The organism is Flavobacterium labens (assembly GCF_048286755.1).
Lineage (GTDB): Bacteria > Bacteroidota > Bacteroidia > Flavobacteriales > Flavobacteriaceae > Flavobacterium.
In genome coordinates this window covers 208264-228712 of sequence record NZ_JBLVPL010000002.1, presented here as the reverse complement: position 1 = coordinate 228712, position 20449 = coordinate 208264, and the positions used below count along the sequence as shown (strand labels likewise).

Below are 20449 nucleotides of genomic sequence, written 5' to 3'. Positions count from 1 at the left end.
GTTGGATTAATATAAAATCAAAAATATGAATAACCGTAGAAATTTTTTGAAAACAGCAGCTTTTGCTTCTGCAGCTGTGGCGTTACATTCATTCAGAGGGAAACCAGAGGAAGAAAATAATTTTTCATCTAAAAAAGGAATGAAACCCATTGTGCTCTCTACGTGGAGATTTGGAATTGAAGCGAATGCTGCCGCTTGGGAAATTTTAAAAAACAACGGTCGAGCCTTAGATGCTGTTGAGGCGGGAGTAAAAATTCCTGAAGGCGATCCAACGGAAAGAAGCGTGGGTTATGGTGGAAGGCCGGATCGAGATGGTCGTGTTACACTTGATGCGTGTATTATGGATGAAAACGCCAATATTGGTTCCGTAGGATGCTTAGAATTTATAAAACATCCCATTGCTGTGGCTCGTGCTGTGATGGAAAAAACGCCGCACGTAATGTTAGTAGGTGATGGCGCATTGCAGTTTGCCTTATCACAAGGTTTTAAGAAGGAAAATTTACTGGTTGAAGAATCCGAAAAAGAATGGAAAGATTGGTTGAAAACGAGCCAATACAAACCGATTGCCAATATAGAAAATCACGATACAATCGGGATGATAGCTTTGGATGCTGAAGGAAATCTTTCCGGGGCATGTACGACCAGCGGAATGGCTTTTAAGATGCATGGGCGTTTAGGCGATTCACCTATTATTGGGGCTGGTTTGTATGTTGATAATGAAATTGGTGCCGCAACAGCCACAGGACATGGAGAAGAAGTAATTCGGATTTCGGGTTGTCATTTGGTTGTCGAATTGATGCGCCAAGGGAAATCACCACAAAAAGCCTGTGAAGAAGCGGTTGCCAGAATAGTAAAATTAACAAAGAATAGAAATAAAGACCTGAAAGACATTCAAGTTGGTTTTATCGCCTTGAATAAAAAAGGGGAATATGGATCTTATTGCATTCAAGGAGGTTTTAATTACGCAGTCAATGATGCAACTGGAAACCGATTAATTGATGCCGATTATTTTTTAAAATAAATGAAAAAAGCTCAACTAGAGATAGCCTGTTTTAATCTTGAATCGGCTATTATAGCTCAAGATAATGGTGCTGATAGAGTAGAATTGTGTGCCAATATGAAAGAGGGCGGAACTACGCCAGATTTCGAACTCACCAAAATTGTTCGGGACAGAGTCACTATTGATTTGAATGTTATGATTCGGCCTCGTAGTGGAAATTTTGTTTATTCTGATTTTGAATTTGAACAAATGAAATCAGAAATTTCAGCATTCAAAAAACTGGAAGTAGATGGTTTTGTTTTTGGAATTTTGAAGGAAGACGGAACTATCAATGAACAACAAAATACAGAGTTAGTAGCTTTGGCAAATCCACTTCCGTGTACGTTTCATCGTGCTTTTGATGGAATAAAAAACAAGTTTCAAACGCTTGAATCTTTAATCGAATGTGGTTTTAAAACCATTTTGACTTCAGGGGAAGAAACAAATGTAGTAGACGGTATTGATGTATTGGCAACATTAGTTGAAAAAGCAAATAATCGAATTGTAATCATGCCGGGCGGCGGCTTGCGTTCATCAAATATTGGAGTATTAAAAGAAAAAACGAAAGCTGTTTTCTATCATTCCTCCGCTATAACTGATTCAGGCGAAATAGCAAATCAACAGGAAATCCAGTCTATAAAAGCAAATTTGTAAGAGATATAAAATTATTTAAATCGAAAAACCCGGAGTGGCATACTCCGGGTTTTTCTTTTGGTAACTAACTATTAAAACTAATTTTTATTGAGGCATTTTATTTTTTGTTTAAAACAGTCCTCCGCCATCTTGTTTGGTGTTGTTATCTCTTTGTTTACGTTGCAAGCTTTTGTTTTTTCCTGCGCCAAAGATGTAGTTGAAACCAAGATAAACGGATTGGCTTTCCCAAGAAAATTGACCTACTTGCGGATATGGATTTTGCCCATCAAAACCGGCTTTCATGGTATTAAAAATATCATTGAAACGAACGCTTAAGGTGGCTTTGTCTTTTAGGAATGAATAACGTCCGCCGGCATCAATTTTATACATTTCTTTACCGTTGAATTGTACCCCGTCAACACCAGATCGGTAGAATCCGAATAGAAGGAAACGAAGACTTTTTGTTGCTTTGAAATTACTGTTAAATCGAGCGTTGAAAGCTGATGCTGTAACTTCTTTGGAAACCAAATCAAATGAATTGCTGCTTGTGTTTAGTACAGAAACCAATCCTTTTTGGTTAATACTAGAAAAATCTATTGCTGGCTGTATATCCCACCAACTATTGATTTTGTAATTTAAAGAGACTTCAAAACCATAGGCTGTATTATTGTCGAAGTTATCAAAACTCATAATTTGTTGATCCTGATTTTCTGGATCTGGGTACAGAATTCTATTAATTTCGTTATGAATGCTTCGTACAAAAAGACCTGTGGTAAATGTTCCTTTAGCAATTGTTTTAGTATAATTTAATTCAATAGAATTGGTAAATTGTGGGTCTAATTCAGGATTTCCAATTGAGGTTACTCTAGGCGTGCTGAATTCTCTAATAGGTTTGGTTTGGTCTAAACCAGGTCTGTCTACACGGCGGCTCAAACTGATTTGAAACTGATTTTTGTCGGTAGGAGAATAAGTCATCGAAGCCGAAGGGTAGACCGTGAAGTAATCGTCCTTGTAAGCAGTAGCGCCGTTTAACATTGCGTTTACCTTGTAACTTTCAAAACGGGCACCCAATTGGTATCCTATTTTTTTGAATTTCTGTCCAAAAGTAGCATAAGCAGAATAAATATCTAAATCATAGGTGTAGTCAGAATTTGATAAAGAACTGTTGTTAGTGATGTAATTGTTTTCGGTTCGTACAATTCTGCTTTCAGCACCCAATTCTAGATTAGTCTTGTCATTTAGCGGATTTACATAGTCTAAATTGATGGTGGAATTATTTCTTTTCTCACCAAGATTATCTGTATAAGAACTGCTGGGAATATTTGGGTTATTAAAAGTAGTTAAGAAACTAGCATCCTGATTTTCAGAATAGATGCTGTGGTTTATTTCTAAATCCAGCGTTTCACCCTCTTTTTTTGTTAGATGTTTGAAAGCTACATTGTAAGTACCGTCCGTATTATCTGAAAAGTATTTAGAATTTAGAAGTAAATTTTGTGAAGCATCAGGATTTAAAATGTTCACATCCACGATACCATCTCCAACAAATATGTTTTGATTCGTGTAGGCAGAAATAGTGTTTTTGTCATTGATGTAATAATCCATTCCAATTTTGAACAAATGAGATTTGTTGTCATTTACAATATCAAACATTTGATTGGAGTTGTCGTCAAGTCTTGAAATTTGCCCTTCATTGAATCTTTTGCCAAAATTATTCCCGTAAGTGGAGAAAAAGTTCACTTTGCCGGTTCTGTAGTTCATGTTTAGGGAATTGCTAATCTTTGGTGTTTGTGCAAAAGTCAAACCTGTATTAACGCTGGCATTAAATCCGTCATTAGCATTTTTATGTAAAACAATGTTTATGATTCCAGACATTCCTTCTGGATTGTATTTGGCACTTGGATTGGTGATTAATTCAATTTTTTTAATGGAAGTTGATGGGATTTGTTTTAACAACTGAGAAGCTTCAATATTACTTGGGCGTCCATCTACCAGAACGCGTACGTTTTCGTTTCCGCGCAAAGATAATTTTCCGTCCTGATCTATATTTACAGAAGGAATATTATTCATGATTTCGGATGCGGTTGCGCCTGCGGTAGTCAAATCTTTACCTACATTGATTACTTTTCTGTCAATTTTTTGTTCAATAGTGGAGCGTTCAGCAATTATATTTACGCCTTTTAATTGAATGGCATCTTCTTCGATAGTAATCGTGTTCAGATTTGCGCTTTTTTCTTCGTTTGTCAATGAAATTGCTTTCGTAATGGTTTTATAACCTATAAATTGAATTTCAACAATGTAATCTTTTAAGGCTAAATTTTTTATTTGAAAAGTTCCCTTGTCAGATGTGATGTCACCAGTAATGACTTTATTGTTTTCCTTTACCACAATATTTACATACGCTAAAGGTTCATTTGTCTTTTTGTCAGTGATTTTTCCAGAGATAATTCCGGAGTTTTCCAGAATTAATGGTTTGACCGAAGTTTGTGCCTGCATCGAAAACAACGTTCCAATAAAGCAGATTAAAATTAATTTAAGTTTCATGATTGATTTGATTTAAATGATTGATGATGCAAATGTATTCTTTTATATAATACTATGTTAAACATAATACCTTTTTTAATAATATTTAACATTTTTTAACAAATACGAAATTGTAAAATTTACTTAATAGACCTCTAAAGATGGATTTTGTTACATCGATTTTTGAAAAAAATATGAATATCTAACTCAAACTCTATTAAAAGCCTCATTTTTAGGTGCAAATTATCTTGTTTTCCAATTTTCAAATTACTGCAATATGACTATCTTTGCACCCTTAAAACCAATACACGAAATGACATTACCACAAATTCTTACGCCCTCTATTGAAAAAGCTGTAAAAGTTTTATTCGACGTTACGATTGATAAAGTTGAATTTCAAACTACACGGAAGGAATTTGAAGGAGATATTACAATGGTTATTTTTCCCTTGTTGAAAGTTGTTAAAAGTAATCCAGTAGAATTGGGAAATAAAATAGGGAACTATTTAGTTGAAAATTTGGCTGAGGTAAGTCGGTTTAATGTAGTTTCCGGATTTTTGAATATTGTTATTTCAGATGACTATTATTTGGACTTCTTCGGAAAAATAAAAGACGATGTTAAATTTGGTTTCGTTACTCCAAATCCAGAAGACAAAGCGGTTATGGTGGAATATTCTTCGCCAAATACAAACAAACCTCTGCATTTAGGTCACGTACGTAATAACCTTTTGGGATATGCAGTGGCAGAAATTATCAAAGCTTCGGGTAAGAAAGTGTATAAAACTCAAATCATTAATGATAGAGGAATCCATATTTGTAAATCGATGTTGGCTTGGCAAAAATTCGGAAATGGACAAACGCCAGAATCAACAGGTTTAAAAGGAGATAAATTAGTTGGAAATTATTACGTTGCTTTTGATAAAGCATACAAAGAAGAAATAGCGCAATTAATGAGCGCCGGTAAAACAGAAGAAGAAGCAAAAAAACAAGCGCCAATTATTCTTGAAGCACAGGAAATGTTGCTAAAATGGGAAGCTGGAGATGATGCCGTAATCACGCTTTGGAAAACCATGAATCAATGGGTTTATGATGGTTTTGCTACAACCTATAAAAATTTAGGAGTTAATTTCGATTGCTTTTATTACGAAAGTAACACCTATTTATTAGGGAAAGATGTCGTTCAGATAGGTTTGGACAGAGGCGTTTTCGAAAAAGATCCTGACGGTTCGGTTTGGATTGATTTAACAGATGAAGGTTTGGACCGTAAAATTGTTTTGCGTTCAGATGGTACTGCGGTTTACATGACGCAAGATATTGGAACTGCAATCCAGCGTGTGAAAGATTATCCAGATGTAGGCGGAATGGTTTATACGGTAGGAAATGAACAGGATTATCACTTTAAAGTGTTGTTCCTTATCTTAAAAAAATTAGGTTTTGACTGGTCTAAAAATCTATTTCATTTGTCTTATGGAATGGTAGATTTACCTTCCGGAAAAATGAAAAGCCGTGAAGGAACGGTTGTAGATGCGGATGATTTGATGCAAGAAATGGCAGATACAGCACAAAAGATTGCTGAAGATTTAGGTAAATTGGATACCTATTCTGCTGATGAGAAAGCAAAATTATATAACACGATTGGTTTAGGAGCGTTGAAATACTATATTCTTAAAGTAGATCCTAAAAAGCGAATCCTCTTTAATCCGGAAGAATCGGTAGATTTTGCTGGAAATACAGGGCCGTTTATTCAATATACGTATGCCAGAATTCAATCTATAATTCGAAAAGCTAATTTTGATTTTTCGAATAAGTCAAAAATGACTCAACTTCATGAAAAAGAGAAAGAACTCGTAAAGCAATTAGAGTTGTTTCCTGAAGTTATTCAAAATGCAGCACATCATCACAGTCCAGCTTTGCTTGCAAATTTCACTTATGATTTAGTTCGTGAATATAATTCATTCTATCAAGCGGTTCCTATTCTTGGCGAAGAGGATTTAGAGAAGAAGATTTTCAGAGTGCAATTGTCTAAAAAAGTAGCAGATACTATTGCTGCTTCTTTTAGTCTACTTGGGATAAGTGTTCCAGAAAGAATGTAAAATAAGATAAAAAACGACTTCGAAAATGAGGTCGTTTTTTTGTTAAAATAAACCTGAAAATGAGATGTCAATATTCTAATTATCTAATTGTCTAATTATCTAATTAGTTTATCTTTGCATTTCAAAATAAATAAATACTATGTTCGATAATTTAAGCGATAAACTAGACAAAGCCTTTCATATATTAAAAGGACACGGAAAAATTACTGAAGTAAACGTAGCCGAAACTTTGAAAGAAGTACGTCGTGCCTTGCTTGACGCCGATGTCAATTTTAAAATTGCTAAAGATTTTACTACTAAAGTAAAAGAAAAAGCAATCGGACAGGATGTATTGACAACGCTTCAGCCGGGACAATTATTGGTAAAGTTAGTCAAAGATGAACTGACTGAATTAATGGGTGGCGATGTTGCTGGAATCAATCTTTCGGGAAATCCAACAGTTATTTTGATGGCTGGTTTGCAAGGATCAGGGAAAACAACTTTTTCTGGAAAACTAGCGAATTATCTTCTCACAAAAAAGAACAAGAAACCACTTTTGGTAGCCTGTGATATTTACCGTCCAGCGGCGATTCAACAATTATATGTAGTTGGAGATTCAATTGGAGTTGAGGTATATTCAGAGCCAGAAAATAAAAATCCTGTAGAAATTGCTCAAAATGCAATCAAACATGCGAAAGCAAATGGATTCAATGTAGTGATTGTCGATACAGCAGGTCGTTTAGCTGTCGATGAGGAAATGATGAATGAAATAGAACGCGTTCATAAAGCCATTCAGCCGCAAGAAACCTTATTTGTTGTGGATGCAATGACCGGTCAAGATGCTGTAAACACAGCAAAAGCCTTCAACGAAAGATTAAATTTTGATGGGGTTATCTTAACGAAATTAGATGGAGATACTCGTGGTGGAGCTGCAATTTCGATAAAATCGGTTGTTAATAAACCAATTAAATTTGTAGGTACAGGAGAAAAGATGGACGCCATTGATGTGTTCTATCCAATTCGTATGGCCGAAAGAATTTTGGGGATGGGAGATGTTGTGTCTTTGGTAGAAAGAGCTCAAGAGCAATTTGACGAAGAAGAAGCGCGAAAAATCCAAAAGAAAATTGCCAAAAACGAATTCGGTTTTGATGATTTCCTTTCTCAAATTCAACAAGTAAAGAAAATGGGTAATATGAAAGATTTGGTTGGAATGATACCAGGTGCTTCAAAAGCCATGAAAGATGTTGAGATTGAAGATGATGCTTTTAAACATATTGAAGCTATTATTCACTCGATGACTCCAATTGAAAGAAGCAAACCGGCTTTGATTGATGTAAAAAGAAAGGCTAGAATTGCTAAAGGTTCGGGAACCAAAATCGAGCAAGTCAACCAATTGATGAAGCAGTTTGACCAAATGAGTAAGATGATGAAAATGATGCAGGGTCCAGGAGGAAAAAACCTAATGAAAATGATGGGTGGTATGAAAGGCGGAATGCCAGGAATGAAATAAAATGAGTCAAAAGTCGAAAGTCTTAAGGTTGTAATGACTTTAAGACTTTCTGCTTTAATACATTAAACTAAATAACAATGCAACTACTAGACGGAAAAAAAACAGCGGAAGATATTAAAAGTGAAATCGCTGTAGAAGTACAAAAAATGAAAAACAATGGGGACAGAGTTCCTCATTTAGCAGCCGTTATTGTTGGTACTAATGGAGCCAGCTTAACTTATGTTGGCAGTAAAGTGCGGTCTTGTCAGCAAATTGGTTTTGAATCTACTTTAGTGGCATTGCCAGAAACGATTACTGAAACAGAGTTGCTTTCAAAAATCAAAGAACTTAATGAAGATAGTGATTTAGATGGTTATATCGTTCAATTGCCGTTGCCCAAACACATTGACGAGCAGAAAATTCTTATGGCTATTGATCCTGATAAAGATGTGGATGGTTTTCATCCTGCTAATTTCGGAAAAATGGCTTTGGAAATGGAAACCTTTTTGCCCGCAACTCCTTATGGAATAATGGAATTGTTAGAGCGTTACAAAGTAGAAACTGCTGGCAAACATACCGTAGTTATTGGACGAAGTCATATTGTGGGTCGTCCTATGAGTATTTTGATGAGTCGCAAAGGATATCCGGGTGATTCAACGGTAACACTTACTCATAGTAGAACCAAAAATATTGAAGAATACACTAAAAATGCTGATATTATTATCACCGCTCTTGGTGTTCCAAATTATTTGAAAGCCGATATGGTAAAAGAGGGAGTGGTAGTAATTGACGTTGGTATTACCAGAGTAGAAGATGCCTCACACCCAAAAGGATATGTAATCACCGGTGATGTTGATTTTGAGCAGGTGAGTAAAAAATCATCGTTTATTACTCCTGTTCCAGGTGGAGTAGGACCTATGACAATTGCGATGTTGTTGAAAAATACGCTTTTGGCAAGGGAAATGAAAAGAAATAAATAGAGAGAAAATAGTTTTGATTTAAAGCCTTAAATGTATGTTTAAGGCTTTTTTTATCTTAATAAACGCATAAAACTCTGATAATTGATGCTAAAACGGAATTTAAAGAATACTTTTGCACCACTTAAAAAAGACCTTTAAAATGGACGATTATTATTCGGAAATGTTGAACTAATATAGCACTTGACTTTTTCAAGAGGCTATACATAAACCTATAGAATTTTGAAATGAGAGCTTTTTACAAAAACAATAACGGATTAATTGCCACTGCTGATTGGACTCCAAACTGCTGGATAAATATTGAATGTCCTACCGAAGCAGAAAAAAAATATTTACTCGAAGACTTACAAATTCCCGAAGCATTTTATAACGACATTGAAGATATTGACGAAAGACCAAGGATAGAAATTGAAAATGGTTGGACTTTGATTATCATGCGAATTCCTGTGAAGAGTAATGATGTGAAGTTGCCTTTTCATACGATTCCTGTCGGAGTTGTTTTTAAAGGAGAAGTTTGCATCACCATCAGTTTTCATAAAACCGAAATGCTTACGGATTTTGTAACTTATACCAAGCGCAAGAATATCAACATTAAAGACAACTTCGATTTAGTGTTGAAGTTATTATTGTCGTCCAGTGTTTGGTTTTTGAAATACTTAAAACAAGTCAACCAAAAAATAAAATTAGCCGAGGATAATCTAGAAAAGTCAATTAAAAATGAAGAATTGCAGGCGTTATTACAAATAGAAAAATGTTTAGTATTCTTTATGACTTCCTTGAAAGGGAACGATATTTTGTTGCACCGTATCAAGAATATAAAATCCCAAAAAGAGCATTTTGACTTGGATTTGCTGGAAGATGTTGAGATTGAATTGCGTCAGGCGCAGGAAACTACTAATATTTATAGCGACATCTTAACGGGAACTATGGATGCGTATGCTTCTGTGATTTCTAATAATATGAATACGATTATGAAGCAGATGACTTCGATTTCGATTATTCTGATGATTCCAACATTGATTGCCAGTTTGTATGGAATGAACGTTCCTAATGATTTAGAAGATAATCGCTATGGAATATGGATTGTTATTTCCGTATCAGTTTTGTTATCTGCTTTTGGTGTGTTTTTGTTTAAAAGAAAAAGATGGTTTTAATTTTAAATTAATATTAATCTTACTTTTTTTGATTTTTGATTCAATTAATTTATATATTTAAGCAAATAATTAAATATTAGAAAAATGAAAATTTCAAACAGAGACGTACTAATGTTTTTCTTAGGATTTGCTACGCTTTTTATCATACTGACAATTTACGACTGGGATTCTACTATTGGTGAGATTCAAAGAGGTTGGGAAGCAGGCTCAAAATAGATTCTGAGCAAACGAATCTTTTACACCAATCTTTTCTTTTAAACAGAAAGGGAATTATTTTTAATAAATATTTATTAAAAATAATTCCCTTTCTGTTTTGATATATAAGAATAATAAATAACTTTGTAACTCAAAGTACTTTATTTATGAGTCAAAAACTTCAAGAAGATTTATCGCATATTCGTTCCATGATGGAGCGCTCTTCCAGATTTATTTCGTTAAGTGGTCTTTCAGGAGTATTTGCGGGCTTATTCGCATTAGCGGGATCAATTTATGCATATCAATTATTTAAAAATAATGGTATTGAATATTTTGATGGTAACCAAAAGATGTATAGCTATGATTTAATAATCGAATTAGTTTTCGTTGCTTGCGGAATCTTGATTTTAGCTTTAGGATCGGGTATATTTTTTACTTTGAGAAAAAGTAAAAAGTTTGATTTACCGGTTTGGACGAATACTACTAAAAAAATGTTACTGAATCTAGCAATTCCTTTACTGGTTGGAGGCGTATTTTGCATAGCACTTTTGCACCACCAGTTATTTGCTTTGATTGCTCCTGTTACTTTATTGTTTTATGGTTTAGCACTTATTAATGCTGGGAAATATACTTTTTCGGACATTAGATATTTGGGTGCATGTGAGATTATCTTAGGATGTATTTCCCTTTTTTATCTTGGGTTCGGACTTGTTTTTTGGGCAATTGGATTTGGAATTTTGCATATTCTTTACGGAATAATTGTGTTCAAAAAATACAAATAGAAATGGGAATCATCGACAAATTAAATAAAGATTTCGAAAGTCGGGTTAGATTAGGCATTATGTCTGTTCTGATGGTAAACGACTGGATTGATTTTACCGAAATGAAATCTTTATTGAATATTACTGATGGTAACTTAGCCAGTCATTCTTCCGCATTAGAAAAATCTGGATACATAGAAGTAAAAAAAGAGTTTGTAGGTAAAAAACCAAAAACTTCGTATCGCGTAACCAATATTGGTCGAGCTGCTTTTGTTTCGCATTTGAACAGTCTTGAAAAACTAATTAAATCTAAATAATTCCTTTTTTTTTAACTCTAAACTTTGAAATGCAAAGTACTTTTAAATTTTTAATTATGAAAAAACTACATTTTATTTTAGTCAGCAGTTTGGTTTTTACTCTGCTTTTTTACAACGAAGATTTGGGTCTCAATTGGGCCATTTTCGGGATGGTGCAAACCGCCTTAATATGTTATTTCTTCCAAGAGAAGTTTACAAGTAGGCTACATTTGATTTTAGTAGTTGCATCGGTTCTATCTTGCTTTGCGTTTGCGTGGTACGGAGATTTTTCGTCGTTTTTTGCCATGGCTTTATCAATTATATTTTTACAATTTAAAACCCAGGTACCAAAACTTAAATTGTTACAAGCTCTTCCTTTAGTATTAATGAACGGAATCGCTTCGTTAGGTCGCATATTGATGTTCAGCCAATACCTTCCTAAGCGAAAAGTCAATAGCGGTTTTGCTAAAAAACTGATTGCTTATTTTGTTATACCAGCGCTATTTCTTGGGTTATTTTTAATTGTATATTCTTTTGGAAGCGATCATTTTTCCTCTTTGTTTACCGGTTATTATTTAGATATTGATGCGTGGCAAGCATTTGTACTGACCGCTTTAGGATTTTTTATTTCGTTCACTTTCTGGAATTATTGGATTCCTGAGGTTTGTTATGAAAAGAATAATTTACTGGACAATGATTTTAAGGAGGAAGCCAAAACACAAAATCAAAATTCATTTTCGTTCTTAGATATTGATTTTGAAAGAAGAAGTGGCGAGATTACATTGTTTCTTTTGAATGTGCTTCTTTTGGTTTTCATTGTAACTTATAATTACGAACAGTTTTTTGAGGTTGTCAAAAAATCTAACTTAAGTTCTGATACACACGAAAGAGTAACCGCCGTTATTTTATCAATTATAATGGCTGTTGGAGTTATTTTATTCTATTTTAAAGGAGGGTTTAATTTTGATGAAAAATCTAAAAACCTTAAAAAATTAGCAAAGATTTGGATTCTGCTAAATGGAGTTTTAATCCTTAGTACAATTATTAAAAACTCAGAATATGTTTCTTTTTTCGGATTGACTTATAAAAGGTTAGGTGTTTTTGCTTTCTTGATTTTATCAATTATTGGATTGGTTATTTCTTTTATAAAAATTACCAAGCAAAAAACGAATGCTTTTCTTTTCAATCAAATGATTTGGTATTTCTATGGAACGATTCTTTTGTGCGGTTTTGTGAATTGGGGAAACCTAATTACAAATTATAACATTTCAGTTAACAAAGGAGTAGAACCTACATTTTTATCCAGACTAAACTTTAATGATGAAGTGCGTAGAGACTATTTTTCACAAAATAAATTAGATGGACAGTACATTGAAATTTCAAGAGAGAAGGACATCAGTCGAATGCAATCAAGGACCTTTTTATCAAAAGCTTTGTATTATGAATTTTTACCGAGTAAATAAAAGCAAAATCCCATTCAGAAATGAATGGGATTTTAATATTTTTAATAATCGCCTCGTCCTTTAAATCGGGGATCGTCTTTCTTTATGAATTCGGTTCTTCTTTTTGGCGCTTCGGTTTTGGGTAAACTGGCTTCTTCTGTTTTGCTCGAAGGTTCAATCAATTCATTTAATTCTTTAATTTCTGCATCAGTCAAATCACGGTAACGACCTACAGGGACATCAAGTGAAATATTGATAATTCGGATGCGTTTAAGCGCCGTTACATCATAGCCTAAATATTCGGTCATTCTACGGATCTGACGGTTTAAACCTTGTGTCAAGATAATTTTGAAAGTGAATTTGCTAATTTGTTCTACCTTACATTTTCGAGTCACAGTGTCTAAAATTGGTACTCCATTGCCCATTCTTTCGATAAAACGATCGGTTATAGGTTTGTTTACGGTTACGGTATATTCTTTTTCGTGATTGTTTCGGGCTCTTAATATTTTATTGACGATATCACCGTCATTGGTCATAAAAATCAATCCTTCACTGGCTTTGTCCAATCGTCCGATAGGAAAAATACGTTTCGGATAATTAATGTAATCCACAATATTATTACGAACATCAAGGTTTGTGGTACATTCGATTCCTACAGGTTTATAGAAAGCAAGATAAACAGGTTTCTCATTTTTCTCACGGATTAGTTTACCGTCAATACGCACTTCGTCATTCGGTGAAACTTTTGTTCCCAACTCCGGAACAACTCCATTGATGGTTACACGACCTTCTTCAATGATTTTATCGGCTTCGCGACGGGAACAGTACCCGGTTTCTCCTATGAATTTATTGAGGCGTTTTAGATTTTCTTCCATACTGCAAAAGTAGTACTAAATTGTTTAATCGTTTATGTGGTAAATAGTTTATTTGAAAATTTAGAAATCTGTAAAAGATTTCACTTCAATTTGATTTTAGTTGTCTGCTTGAAATAAAAAATTGGATACTTTTTTATACAATTCATCGTCATGCATACTGTGTCCTAAGCCTTTGGTTTCAATGAAAACAGCATTTTCCCATGCACCAGCAATTTTCTTTCCTTCTTCGAATAAAACTACCGTGTCGTCAACATCATGTGCGATTAGTCCTTTGATATTCAGTTTTGAAGCGAATAATTTTCCTGAAAAATGTTCCAGACTGAGTTTGAAATGGTTTAAATAATGATCTTCTAAAGATTTTGAAATCTTAGAATTCAAGCTCAATAATGTAATATAATTGTTTAATATAATATTGAAATCACTTGGAGAACCCAGAATTACCATTTTTTTTAGCGAGTCATTTTGATAAACAGATTGGTAATACAAACACGTTTTTCCACCAATGGAATGACCTATCAGGTATTGAGGTTTGAATTTTTGTACAGCAACATGAATAAATTCAGCATATTGGGGAATGTTGAACTCTTTTCCGCTAGACAATCCATGAGCTGGACCGTCAATTGCAATAATGGTGCTTCCTGATTTTTTAAGATACGGAAGTAAATTTTCCCAGCGTGAGGCATTGCTTTCCCAGCCGTGAACTAATAATATTACAGTGTCATTTCCTTTCCAAGTATACGTATGAAAGGAATCTTCTTGAAGTTGGAATTTTTCGGACTGCGCTTTTTGTAGGATTTCCGGAAGTTTGTTTTTAGATAATTTTCCTTCCCGGGGTTCACTAAAAAAACCATACGCCAGTTGCGATGCTTTTTTTGGAAATACAAAACTCAAAAGGTTAATGTATAAACCAATAGATTTAGTGAATATAAAAAATACTATTTTTTTCATAAAAAAAAGTCCCGATGTGTATCGGGACTTAAATGTAATTAGAATTTAGAAAACAACTGTTCCATTTTCTCTTTTTCTTCGTCAGCTAATACACTGTCGACTAATATTCTTCCTGAATGTTCATCAGTAATTATTTTTTTTCTAGAAGCAATTTCTACTTGTGTCTGTGGTGGAATCGTAAAAAATGATCCTGCAGATGCTCCTCTTTCGATAGAAACTACAGCTAAACCATTACGAACGCTACTTCTAATTCTTGTGTAAGCTTTCAATAATCTTTCTTCAATTAAAGCTTGGTACTCCGCTGATTTCTCAGATAGGAATGCTTCTTCTTTAGCGGTTTCAGCCATGATAGCATCTAACTCAGATTTTTTATGCTTTAAGTGATTCGATTTTGCTTCTAATCTTTCTTTAGAGCTTGAAATTACTTCTTTCTTGTGCTCGATAGAAGCTTTCATTTCTTTAATTTGTTTTTCAGACAATTGAATTTCTAATTCTTGAAATTCAACCTCTTTAGTCAACGAGTTAAACTCTCTGTTATTACGAACAGTTTCTTGTTGCTTAGTATATTTTTTGATAGCTTCTTTGTGCTCATCAATTGCATTCTTTTTTGATTTGATTAGATCCTCGATAACTTCAAGTTCTCCTTTCAATTTTTCTGAACGTGTGCTTAAACCAGCCACTTCATCTTCTAAATCTTCTACTTCTAAAGGAAGTTCTCCTCTTACGTTTCTGATTTCGTCAATTCTAGAGTCAATAAGTTGTAAATCGTAAATTGCTCTTAACTTGTCCTCAACACTTAATTCTTTCGTATTCGCCATATTCTATAAGTACTTAACTGGATTTGAATTTTCTTCTGATAAAATAACTGCAAAATTAAGGATTTTTTTCCGAAGATACTCAACAATATAATTTTTTGTATAGCGTTCGCTCTCAAAATGTCCAATATCGGCCAAAAGCAACTTGTTTTCGGCTTCATAAAACTGATGATATTTTAAATCTGCAGTCAAATAAGCATCAGCTCCAGCCTGAATCGCATTTTTTATAGCAAAACTTCCGGCTCCGCCAAGAACGGCTACTTTTTTTATTTCTTTTCCAATAAAGGTTGAATGGCGAATTCCGCCACATTGCATTTTTTCTTTGGCAAAAAGCAGAAATTCTTTTTCATTCATAGGATTTTTCAATTCGCCAATCATACCCAAACCAATATTTTGATGTTGGTTTTGCAACTCATAAATTTCATACGCCACTTCTTCGTATGCGTGGCTTTTGAATAATGCTTTCAGGATTCTGTTTTCCAAATGTTTTTCGAAAGTGACTTCGATTTTGATTTCATCTCCGTGCACAAACTCAAATCGCTCTCCAACCTGTGGATTGCTGTGCTCATTTCCCATATAAGTTCCAATTCCTTTAGAATTAAAACTGCAATTTTCATAGTTGCCAATGGTGCCCGCGCCAGCATCAAATAGTGTATTTCGAACCTCTTCCGCGTTTTCAGGAATGGTAAAAGTCACTAATTTTCGTATGAAATTTTGCTTCGGAATAAGGATTTTAGTATTTATCAATCCTAATGCATCACTGAATATTTTATTCACGCCTGCTTGATGATTGTCTAAAGCGGTGTGAACGGCGTAAATTGCAATGTCATTTTTTATGGCTTTAATAACTGCACGTTCCACATAGTTTTTACCGGTAATTTTTTTCAAACCAGAAAATAATATCGGATGAAAACAAACCACCAGATTACAATTTTTTGCAATCGCTTCGTCTATTATATTTTCTAAAGCATCATGACAAACCAAAATTCCAGTGGCTTCTTCGTCTTGGTTTCCAACCAATAATCCGACATTGTCAAAATCTTCAGCATAGGCAAGTGGTGCCATTTCTTCGAGTACGGAAATTATTTCTTTGATTATCATGTTTTTTTTTAGTTTAAAGTCTGAGGTTTAAAGTTTAAGGTTGATGAACTTTAAACATTAAACAAAAGAAACAAAATTTTAAATCAAAGATAATTTATTCTACTTTCGTAAAATGAATTTACTGCGAAAATTGCTATTCCCGTTTGCCATTTTATATGGTCTGATAACGAGTATTCGGAATTTTCTTTTCGATAAAGGGATTTTAAAATCGTACTCTTTTGATTTGCCTGTTATTGCTGTCGGAAATCTTAGCGTTGGCGGAACCGGAAAAACTCCCCAAATTGAATATCTGATTCGATTACTTTCGGATAAATATAAAATTGCCACGTTAAGCCGTGGATATAAAAGACAATCTGAAGGTTTTATTTTGGCTGATGCCAATTCAAATGCTGCCCTTCTTGGAGACGAGCCTTTTCAGTTTTATAAAAAATTTCCATCAATCCAAGTTGCAGTTGATGCCAATAGAAAAAATGGGATAGAACAACTACTTTCTCAATCTGATAAACCAGAAGTGATTTTGCTTGATGACGCTTTTCAACATCGAAAAGTAAAAGCGGGTTTTTATATTTTATTGACTTCTTATTGTGATTTGTATTCGGATGATTGGATGTTGCCAACTGGAAATTTACGCGAAAGCCGTAGCGGAGCAGACAGAGCAAATGTGATTATTGTAACCAAATGCCCTTTTAATCTCGCGCCTGAAGAACAGAATATGATTAAAAAGAGGTTAAAAGTTGGTGTAAATCAGGAATTGTACTTTACTTTTATAGCTTACGAAGAATTTATTTATGGAGAGGACCGAAAAATAAATGTAAATGAAATTCAATCGACTGCTAAATTACTGGTAGCTGGAATTGCGAAACCGGAACCGTTTTTTGCCTATTTACAAGATACCAATGATGTTTGTTTGTCTTTTCCAGACCATCATAATTTTACCGATAAAGACATTTTAGAAATTAAAAATTTAGCTCAAAACAAAATTATTATCACTACCGAAAAAGATTACGTACGTTTAAAGGGAAGTTTACCAAGTGAACAACTTTTCTATTTGCCAATACAAAGTTCTTTTGTTTCGGGTCCCGATTCCGAGGCGTCGGAACGGAGTGATAATTTTAATAAAACAATTTTAGATTATGTGGGAACAAGTACAAGAAACAGTTAGTTATATTAAGGAAAGAGTTGATTTTGCTCCAGAATACGGTGTGATTTTAGGTTCAGGATTAGGGAGTTTTACGGATGAAATTAAAGTAGAATTTACGCTGCCGTACAATGAAATTCCAAATTTTCCAGTGTCTACAGTGCAAGGTCATAAAGGTGCATTAGTTTTTGGAACAATAGGAGATAAGAAAGTCGTTGCCATGCAGGGAAGATTTCATTTCTACGAAGGCTATTCAATGACAGAAGTTACTTTTCCGGTGCGAGTTATGAAATTTTTGGGCGTCGAGAAACTGGTGGTTTCAAATGCTTCTGGTGGTGTTAATCCAAGTTATAAAGTAGGTTCTATTGTTATGATTACGGATCATATCAATATGACACCAGAACATCCTTTGCGTGGAAAAAATGACGAACGTTTTGGACCTCGTTTTGTAAATATGAGTGAACCGTATTCGAGAAAAATGATTACGAAAGCCACTGAACTGGCTCAAGAATTAAATATTGAGGTACATGAAGGAATTTATCTGGGTTTACAAGGTCCAACTTTTGAAACCTTGGCCGAATACAAAATGGTAAAAATTCTGGGTGCAGATTGTGTAGGAATGTCAACCGTTCCAGAAGTGATTGTGGCACGTCATATGGGTTTGGAAACATTTGGTATTTCAGTAATTACCGATATGGGTAACGAAGAAAGTATTGGAACAATCTCTCATGACGAAGTTTTGGAAGCAGCTAAAGAGGCGGAACCAAAAGTGAGAAGCCTTATAAAGGAATTGATTCTGAATTATTAAATCTAAATATATTCAGCTATGGTAGTGTAAAATTCTTCTGGTATGAACGGTTTAGTGATTACATCGTTCATGCCAAATGATAATAGCATCTCACGATTTTCATGCAGTGATATTGCGGTAAGCGCAATGATAGGAGTAGTACTGTCAAATGTTCGTATTGTTTCTGTTGCAATTGTTCCGTTTATGCCGGGTAAGTGTACATCCATAAGAACTAAGTCGAATGTATTAGTTTTCAATAAATCAATTGCATCCTCACCGTTATCAATTATTTCGCAGATAATTCCTTTATTATCTAGCATTTTCTTGGTAATCATTTGGTTGATTTTATTGTCCTCAACCAATAGTATTTTCTTGTTTATTAATTTAGTAGGATCGTATTTTATCATTGGCTTTTTCTCCATTTGAGATTCCTGCTGTGGACTTATTTGGAATTCTAATTGAAATGAAAATGAAGAGCCTTCACCTACCACACTTTTAAGTTTGATGTGTCCGCCAAGAATTTTAATTAATTTTTTTACGATAGTCAATCCTAAACCGGTACCACCATATTTGCGATTTACTTCTATGGAACCTTGCGAAAAACTATCAAAAACGCTTGCTAATTTATCTTCAGGTATTCCTATTCCGGTATCTGTTATCTCAAAATACAAAGTGGCTTTTTTATCTTCTAATGTGCTAAGATTGGTTATAACGGTAACGTTTCCGTTTTTTGTGAATTTCAGTGCGTTGTTGATTAAATTCAGTATTATCTGTGATAATTTTGTGGGATCGCCAATCAAATAGTCGGGAATTGCGGCATCAACTTCAAGATTGAAATTATTGTTATTCACCACAGCCAATTCTTTCAAAGAATGTTTGATATCCTCTAATAATTTTTTTAGATTAAAACTGGTGTATTCAATTTCTGATTTTTGAGAATCAATTTTATTAATCTCTAAAATTTCATTAATGAATTTTGTCAAATAATCTCCTGAAAATTTTAAGGAAGACAAGTAGTCCAATTGATTTTTTTTTGGGTTCTCTTCCAATAATAAGTGAGTAATACCATTGATGGCGTTCAAGGGAGTTCGGAGCTCATGGCTCACAGTGGATAAAAATTCGGATCTCGCTTTTGATGCTTTTTCTGCTTTATCTTTTGCAATCTCTAATTCTTTGTTTTTTTCTTGCAATAATAAATTAGACTGATTTCTAATGATATTATTTTTGTACAAGGATAGACTTAATAAAGATAAAATTGAAATTAATGCAATGGCGAAAATACTGATTAGTTTAGAAAATTTATTAGCCTTTTCTTGCTCCTTATTTTCATAATTAGCTTGTGCAATTTCTTTTAATTTTTCAGACTCTTTGAACTTTTTGTAATCATCTATGCCAAGCCTTTCATTGTTCAAAATTGTGATGCTCTCTTTTAAATTAAGATGTTGTTTTAGATAAAAATACGCATTATTTTTATCTAACGTTTTTTCATAAACATCACTTAAGGCCAGTAAAATATTTGATTTCTGTTCTAGATTTTCAGATTTACTGTTTAGTTCTAATGCTTTATTCAGATAATTTAAAGCCAAGTTATTCCTATTTCTGCTGGCTTCAATTTTTCCTATTTGATAAGTTGCTTCAGCTTTAGTATTTGTCAAAGCGGCATTGTCAGATTTTGCAATTATTATTTTAAAAGCAGATAATGCTAAATCTAATTTATTCTTTGATTTGTAAATTAGACCTTTTTGAAGGTTTAATAACTCGGCAACGTCAGGAATTCTTAATTTATCATTAATAGATCTTGTTCTCTCAAAGTATATGGAAGCTCTATCATAATCTTGTTTTTGCATGTAGCATAAGCCAATATGGTAGTACGTTGCAGAATGCTCTGAACTTGGCTCGAAATTTGAAAATAATGAAGCGCTTTTTAGTAATGTTTCTATTGCATCATCGTATTTTTTTAAGTCAAAATAAATTTTTCCAAGATTAAAAGTTTGTTGTGCTTGGTCTTTAATGTTTTTATTTTTTTTAGCGTAATCAATTGCCTTTTGGGAATGCAATAATGCCTCTTTATAATTATTAGTCTGAATATTGGAATTACTCAAACTGCTGTAATATGCTATGCTGTCTACTTCCTCATAGAGCTGAGAGTACATTGAGGAGTAAAAAAAAACAATAAAAGCAAAAAAATACTTCATTTACAGCTGAATT

General features: G+C 33.8%; 18 protein-coding genes. 12 read left to right on the top strand and 6 right to left on the bottom strand.

Annotation, left to right across the window (positions count from 1 at the left end):
• Window positions 1–25: 25 nt before the first annotated feature.
• The gene (locus tag ACNQF8_RS07580) at window positions 26–1021 is read left to right on the top strand and encodes an isoaspartyl peptidase/L-asparaginase family protein (RefSeq protein ID WP_417951809.1); all 996 of its coding nucleotides are present in this window, start codon (window positions 26–28) and stop codon (window positions 1019–1021) included.
• Window positions 1022–1693, top strand: a complete 672-nt coding sequence (locus tag ACNQF8_RS07575) for a copper homeostasis protein CutC (RefSeq protein WP_417951808.1) — start codon at window positions 1022–1024, stop codon at window positions 1691–1693.
• A 108-nt stretch (window positions 1694–1801) separates the two neighbouring features.
• Here ACNQF8_RS07575 and ACNQF8_RS07570 read toward each other — a convergent pair whose 3' ends face one another.
• Window positions 1802–4213, bottom strand: a complete 2412-nt coding sequence (locus ACNQF8_RS07570; RefSeq protein WP_417953161.1) for a TonB-dependent receptor — start codon at window positions 4211–4213, stop codon at window positions 1802–1804.
• Window positions 4214–4505: 292 nt separating this feature from the next.
• On the opposite strand from ACNQF8_RS07570, the gene argS reads away from it, so the two are divergent.
• The 8 genes from argS to ACNQF8_RS07530 all read left to right on the top strand — a co-directional run bounded on the left by argS (window position 4506) and on the right by ACNQF8_RS07530 (window position 12598).
• Complete coding sequence (gene argS, locus ACNQF8_RS07565) at window positions 4506–6284, top strand: arginine--tRNA ligase (RefSeq protein ID WP_417952080.1); 1779 nt, start codon at window positions 4506–4508, stop codon at window positions 6282–6284.
• Between the two features lie 139 nt (window positions 6285–6423).
• Entirely contained in the window at window positions 6424–7773 is a 1350-nt protein-coding gene (gene ffh, locus ACNQF8_RS07560) for a signal recognition particle protein (protein ID WP_113635207.1), read from the top strand.
• Window positions 7774–7850: 77 nt separating this feature from the next.
• Window positions 7851–8732 (top strand): bifunctional 5,10-methylenetetrahydrofolate dehydrogenase/5,10-methenyltetrahydrofolate cyclohydrolase, encoded by an 882-nt coding sequence (locus ACNQF8_RS07555; protein WP_417951806.1) that lies wholly within the window; start codon window positions 7851–7853, stop codon window positions 8730–8732.
• Window positions 8733–8956: 224 nt separating this feature from the next.
• Window positions 8957–9883: a magnesium transporter CorA family protein gene (locus tag ACNQF8_RS07550; protein ID WP_417951805.1), complete on the top strand. Its 927-nt coding sequence runs from the start codon at window positions 8957–8959 to the stop codon at window positions 9881–9883.
• 84 nt (window positions 9884–9967) lie between these two features.
• Window positions 9968–10099, top strand: coding sequence for a hypothetical protein (locus ACNQF8_RS07545; protein ID WP_255409043.1), 132 nt, complete (start codon window positions 9968–9970; stop codon window positions 10097–10099).
• 146 nt (window positions 10100–10245) lie between these two features.
• A complete protein-coding gene (locus ACNQF8_RS07540; RefSeq protein ID WP_417951804.1) occupies window positions 10246–10860 on the top strand; it encodes a hypothetical protein in 615 nt (204 codons plus the stop codon).
• Window positions 10861–10862: 2 nt separating this feature from the next.
• A complete protein-coding gene (locus ACNQF8_RS07535) occupies window positions 10863–11156 on the top strand; it encodes a winged helix-turn-helix domain-containing protein (protein WP_417951803.1) in 294 nt (97 codons plus the stop codon).
• Window positions 11157–11185: 29 nt separating this feature from the next.
• Window positions 11186–12598 (top strand): DUF4153 domain-containing protein, encoded by a 1413-nt coding sequence (locus ACNQF8_RS07530; RefSeq protein WP_417953160.1) that lies wholly within the window; start codon window positions 11186–11188, stop codon window positions 12596–12598.
• Window positions 12599–12639: 41 nt separating this feature from the next.
• Here the strand turns inward: ACNQF8_RS07530 and rluF are convergent, their stop codons facing one another.
• The 4 genes from rluF to ACNQF8_RS07510 all read right to left on the bottom strand — a co-directional run bounded on the left by rluF (window position 12640) and on the right by ACNQF8_RS07510 (window position 16316).
• Complete coding sequence (gene rluF / locus ACNQF8_RS07525) at window positions 12640–13452, bottom strand: 23S rRNA pseudouridine(2604) synthase RluF (RefSeq protein WP_417951801.1); 813 nt, start codon at window positions 13450–13452, stop codon at window positions 12640–12642.
• A 96-nt stretch (window positions 13453–13548) separates the two neighbouring features.
• Entirely contained in the window at window positions 13549–14400 is an 852-nt protein-coding gene (locus ACNQF8_RS07520) for an alpha/beta hydrolase (protein WP_417951800.1), read from the bottom strand.
• A 38-nt stretch (window positions 14401–14438) separates the two neighbouring features.
• Window positions 14439–15218, bottom strand: a complete 780-nt coding sequence (locus ACNQF8_RS07515) for a zinc ribbon domain-containing protein (RefSeq protein ID WP_315208982.1) — start codon at window positions 15216–15218, stop codon at window positions 14439–14441.
• Between the two features lie 3 nt (window positions 15219–15221).
• Window positions 15222–16316 carry a Nif3-like dinuclear metal center hexameric protein gene (locus ACNQF8_RS07510; protein ID WP_417953159.1) on the bottom strand — a complete coding sequence of 365 codons (1095 nt, stop codon included), beginning with the start codon at window positions 16314–16316 and terminating at the stop codon, window positions 15222–15224.
• A gap of 112 nt (window positions 16317–16428) precedes the next feature.
• On the opposite strand from ACNQF8_RS07510, the gene lpxK reads away from it, so the two are divergent.
• Both lpxK and ACNQF8_RS07500 read left to right on the top strand, forming a co-directional pair.
• Window positions 16429–17478 carry a tetraacyldisaccharide 4'-kinase gene (gene lpxK, locus ACNQF8_RS07505; protein WP_417953158.1) on the top strand — a complete coding sequence of 350 codons (1050 nt, stop codon included), beginning with the start codon at window positions 16429–16431 and terminating at the stop codon, window positions 17476–17478.
• Window positions 17450–18262 (top strand): purine-nucleoside phosphorylase, encoded by an 813-nt coding sequence (locus ACNQF8_RS07500; protein ID WP_417951797.1) that lies wholly within the window; start codon window positions 17450–17452, stop codon window positions 18260–18262. Before lpxK ends, ACNQF8_RS07500 begins: the two co-directional genes overlap by 29 nt.
• 2 nt (window positions 18263–18264) lie before the next feature.
• Here the strand turns inward: ACNQF8_RS07500 and ACNQF8_RS07495 are convergent, their stop codons facing one another.
• Entirely contained in the window at window positions 18265–20436 is a 2172-nt protein-coding gene (locus tag ACNQF8_RS07495; RefSeq protein WP_417953157.1) for a tetratricopeptide repeat-containing hybrid sensor histidine kinase/response regulator, read from the bottom strand.
• Window positions 20437–20449 lie beyond the last annotated feature (13 nt).

Excerpts from the sequence above, each read along its gene's own strand:
- ACNQF8_RS07580 (WP_417951809.1), top strand. The coding sequence starts at position 26 with ATGAATAACCGTAGAAATTTTTTGAAAACAGCAGCTTTTGCTTCTGCA.
- ACNQF8_RS07575 (WP_417951808.1), top strand. The coding sequence starts at position 1,022 with ATGAAAAAAGCTCAACTAGAGATAGCCTGTTTTAATCTTGAATCGGCT.
- ACNQF8_RS07570 (WP_417953161.1), bottom strand. The coding sequence starts at position 4,213 with ATGAAACTTAAATTAATTTTAATCTGCTTTATTGGAACGTTGTTTTCG.
- argS (WP_417952080.1), top strand. The coding sequence starts at position 4,506 with ATGACATTACCACAAATTCTTACGCCCTCTATTGAAAAAGCTGTAAAA.
- ffh (WP_113635207.1), top strand. The coding sequence starts at position 6,424 with ATGTTCGATAATTTAAGCGATAAACTAGACAAAGCCTTTCATATATTA.
- ACNQF8_RS07555 (WP_417951806.1), top strand. The coding sequence starts at position 7,851 with ATGCAACTACTAGACGGAAAAAAAACAGCGGAAGATATTAAAAGTGAA.
- ACNQF8_RS07550 (WP_417951805.1), top strand. The coding sequence starts at position 8,957 with ATGAGAGCTTTTTACAAAAACAATAACGGATTAATTGCCACTGCTGAT.
- ACNQF8_RS07545 (WP_255409043.1), top strand. The coding sequence starts at position 9,968 with ATGAAAATTTCAAACAGAGACGTACTAATGTTTTTCTTAGGATTTGCT.
- ACNQF8_RS07540 (WP_417951804.1), top strand. The coding sequence starts at position 10,246 with ATGAGTCAAAAACTTCAAGAAGATTTATCGCATATTCGTTCCATGATG.
- ACNQF8_RS07535 (WP_417951803.1), top strand. The coding sequence starts at position 10,863 with ATGGGAATCATCGACAAATTAAATAAAGATTTCGAAAGTCGGGTTAGA.
- ACNQF8_RS07530 (WP_417953160.1), top strand. The coding sequence starts at position 11,186 with ATGCAAAGTACTTTTAAATTTTTAATTATGAAAAAACTACATTTTATT.
- rluF (WP_417951801.1), bottom strand. The coding sequence starts at position 13,452 with ATGGAAGAAAATCTAAAACGCCTCAATAAATTCATAGGAGAAACCGGG.
- ACNQF8_RS07520 (WP_417951800.1), bottom strand. The coding sequence starts at position 14,400 with ATGAAAAAAATAGTATTTTTTATATTCACTAAATCTATTGGTTTATAC.
- ACNQF8_RS07515 (WP_315208982.1), bottom strand. The coding sequence starts at position 15,218 with ATGGCGAATACGAAAGAATTAAGTGTTGAGGACAAGTTAAGAGCAATT.
- ACNQF8_RS07510 (WP_417953159.1), bottom strand. The coding sequence starts at position 16,316 with ATGATAATCAAAGAAATAATTTCCGTACTCGAAGAAATGGCACCACTT.
- lpxK (WP_417953158.1), top strand. The coding sequence starts at position 16,429 with ATGAATTTACTGCGAAAATTGCTATTCCCGTTTGCCATTTTATATGGT.
- ACNQF8_RS07500 (WP_417951797.1), top strand. The coding sequence starts at position 17,450 with ATGTGGGAACAAGTACAAGAAACAGTTAGTTATATTAAGGAAAGAGTT.
- ACNQF8_RS07495 (WP_417953157.1), bottom strand. The coding sequence starts at position 20,436 with ATGAAGTATTTTTTTGCTTTTATTGTTTTTTTTTACTCCTCAATGTAC.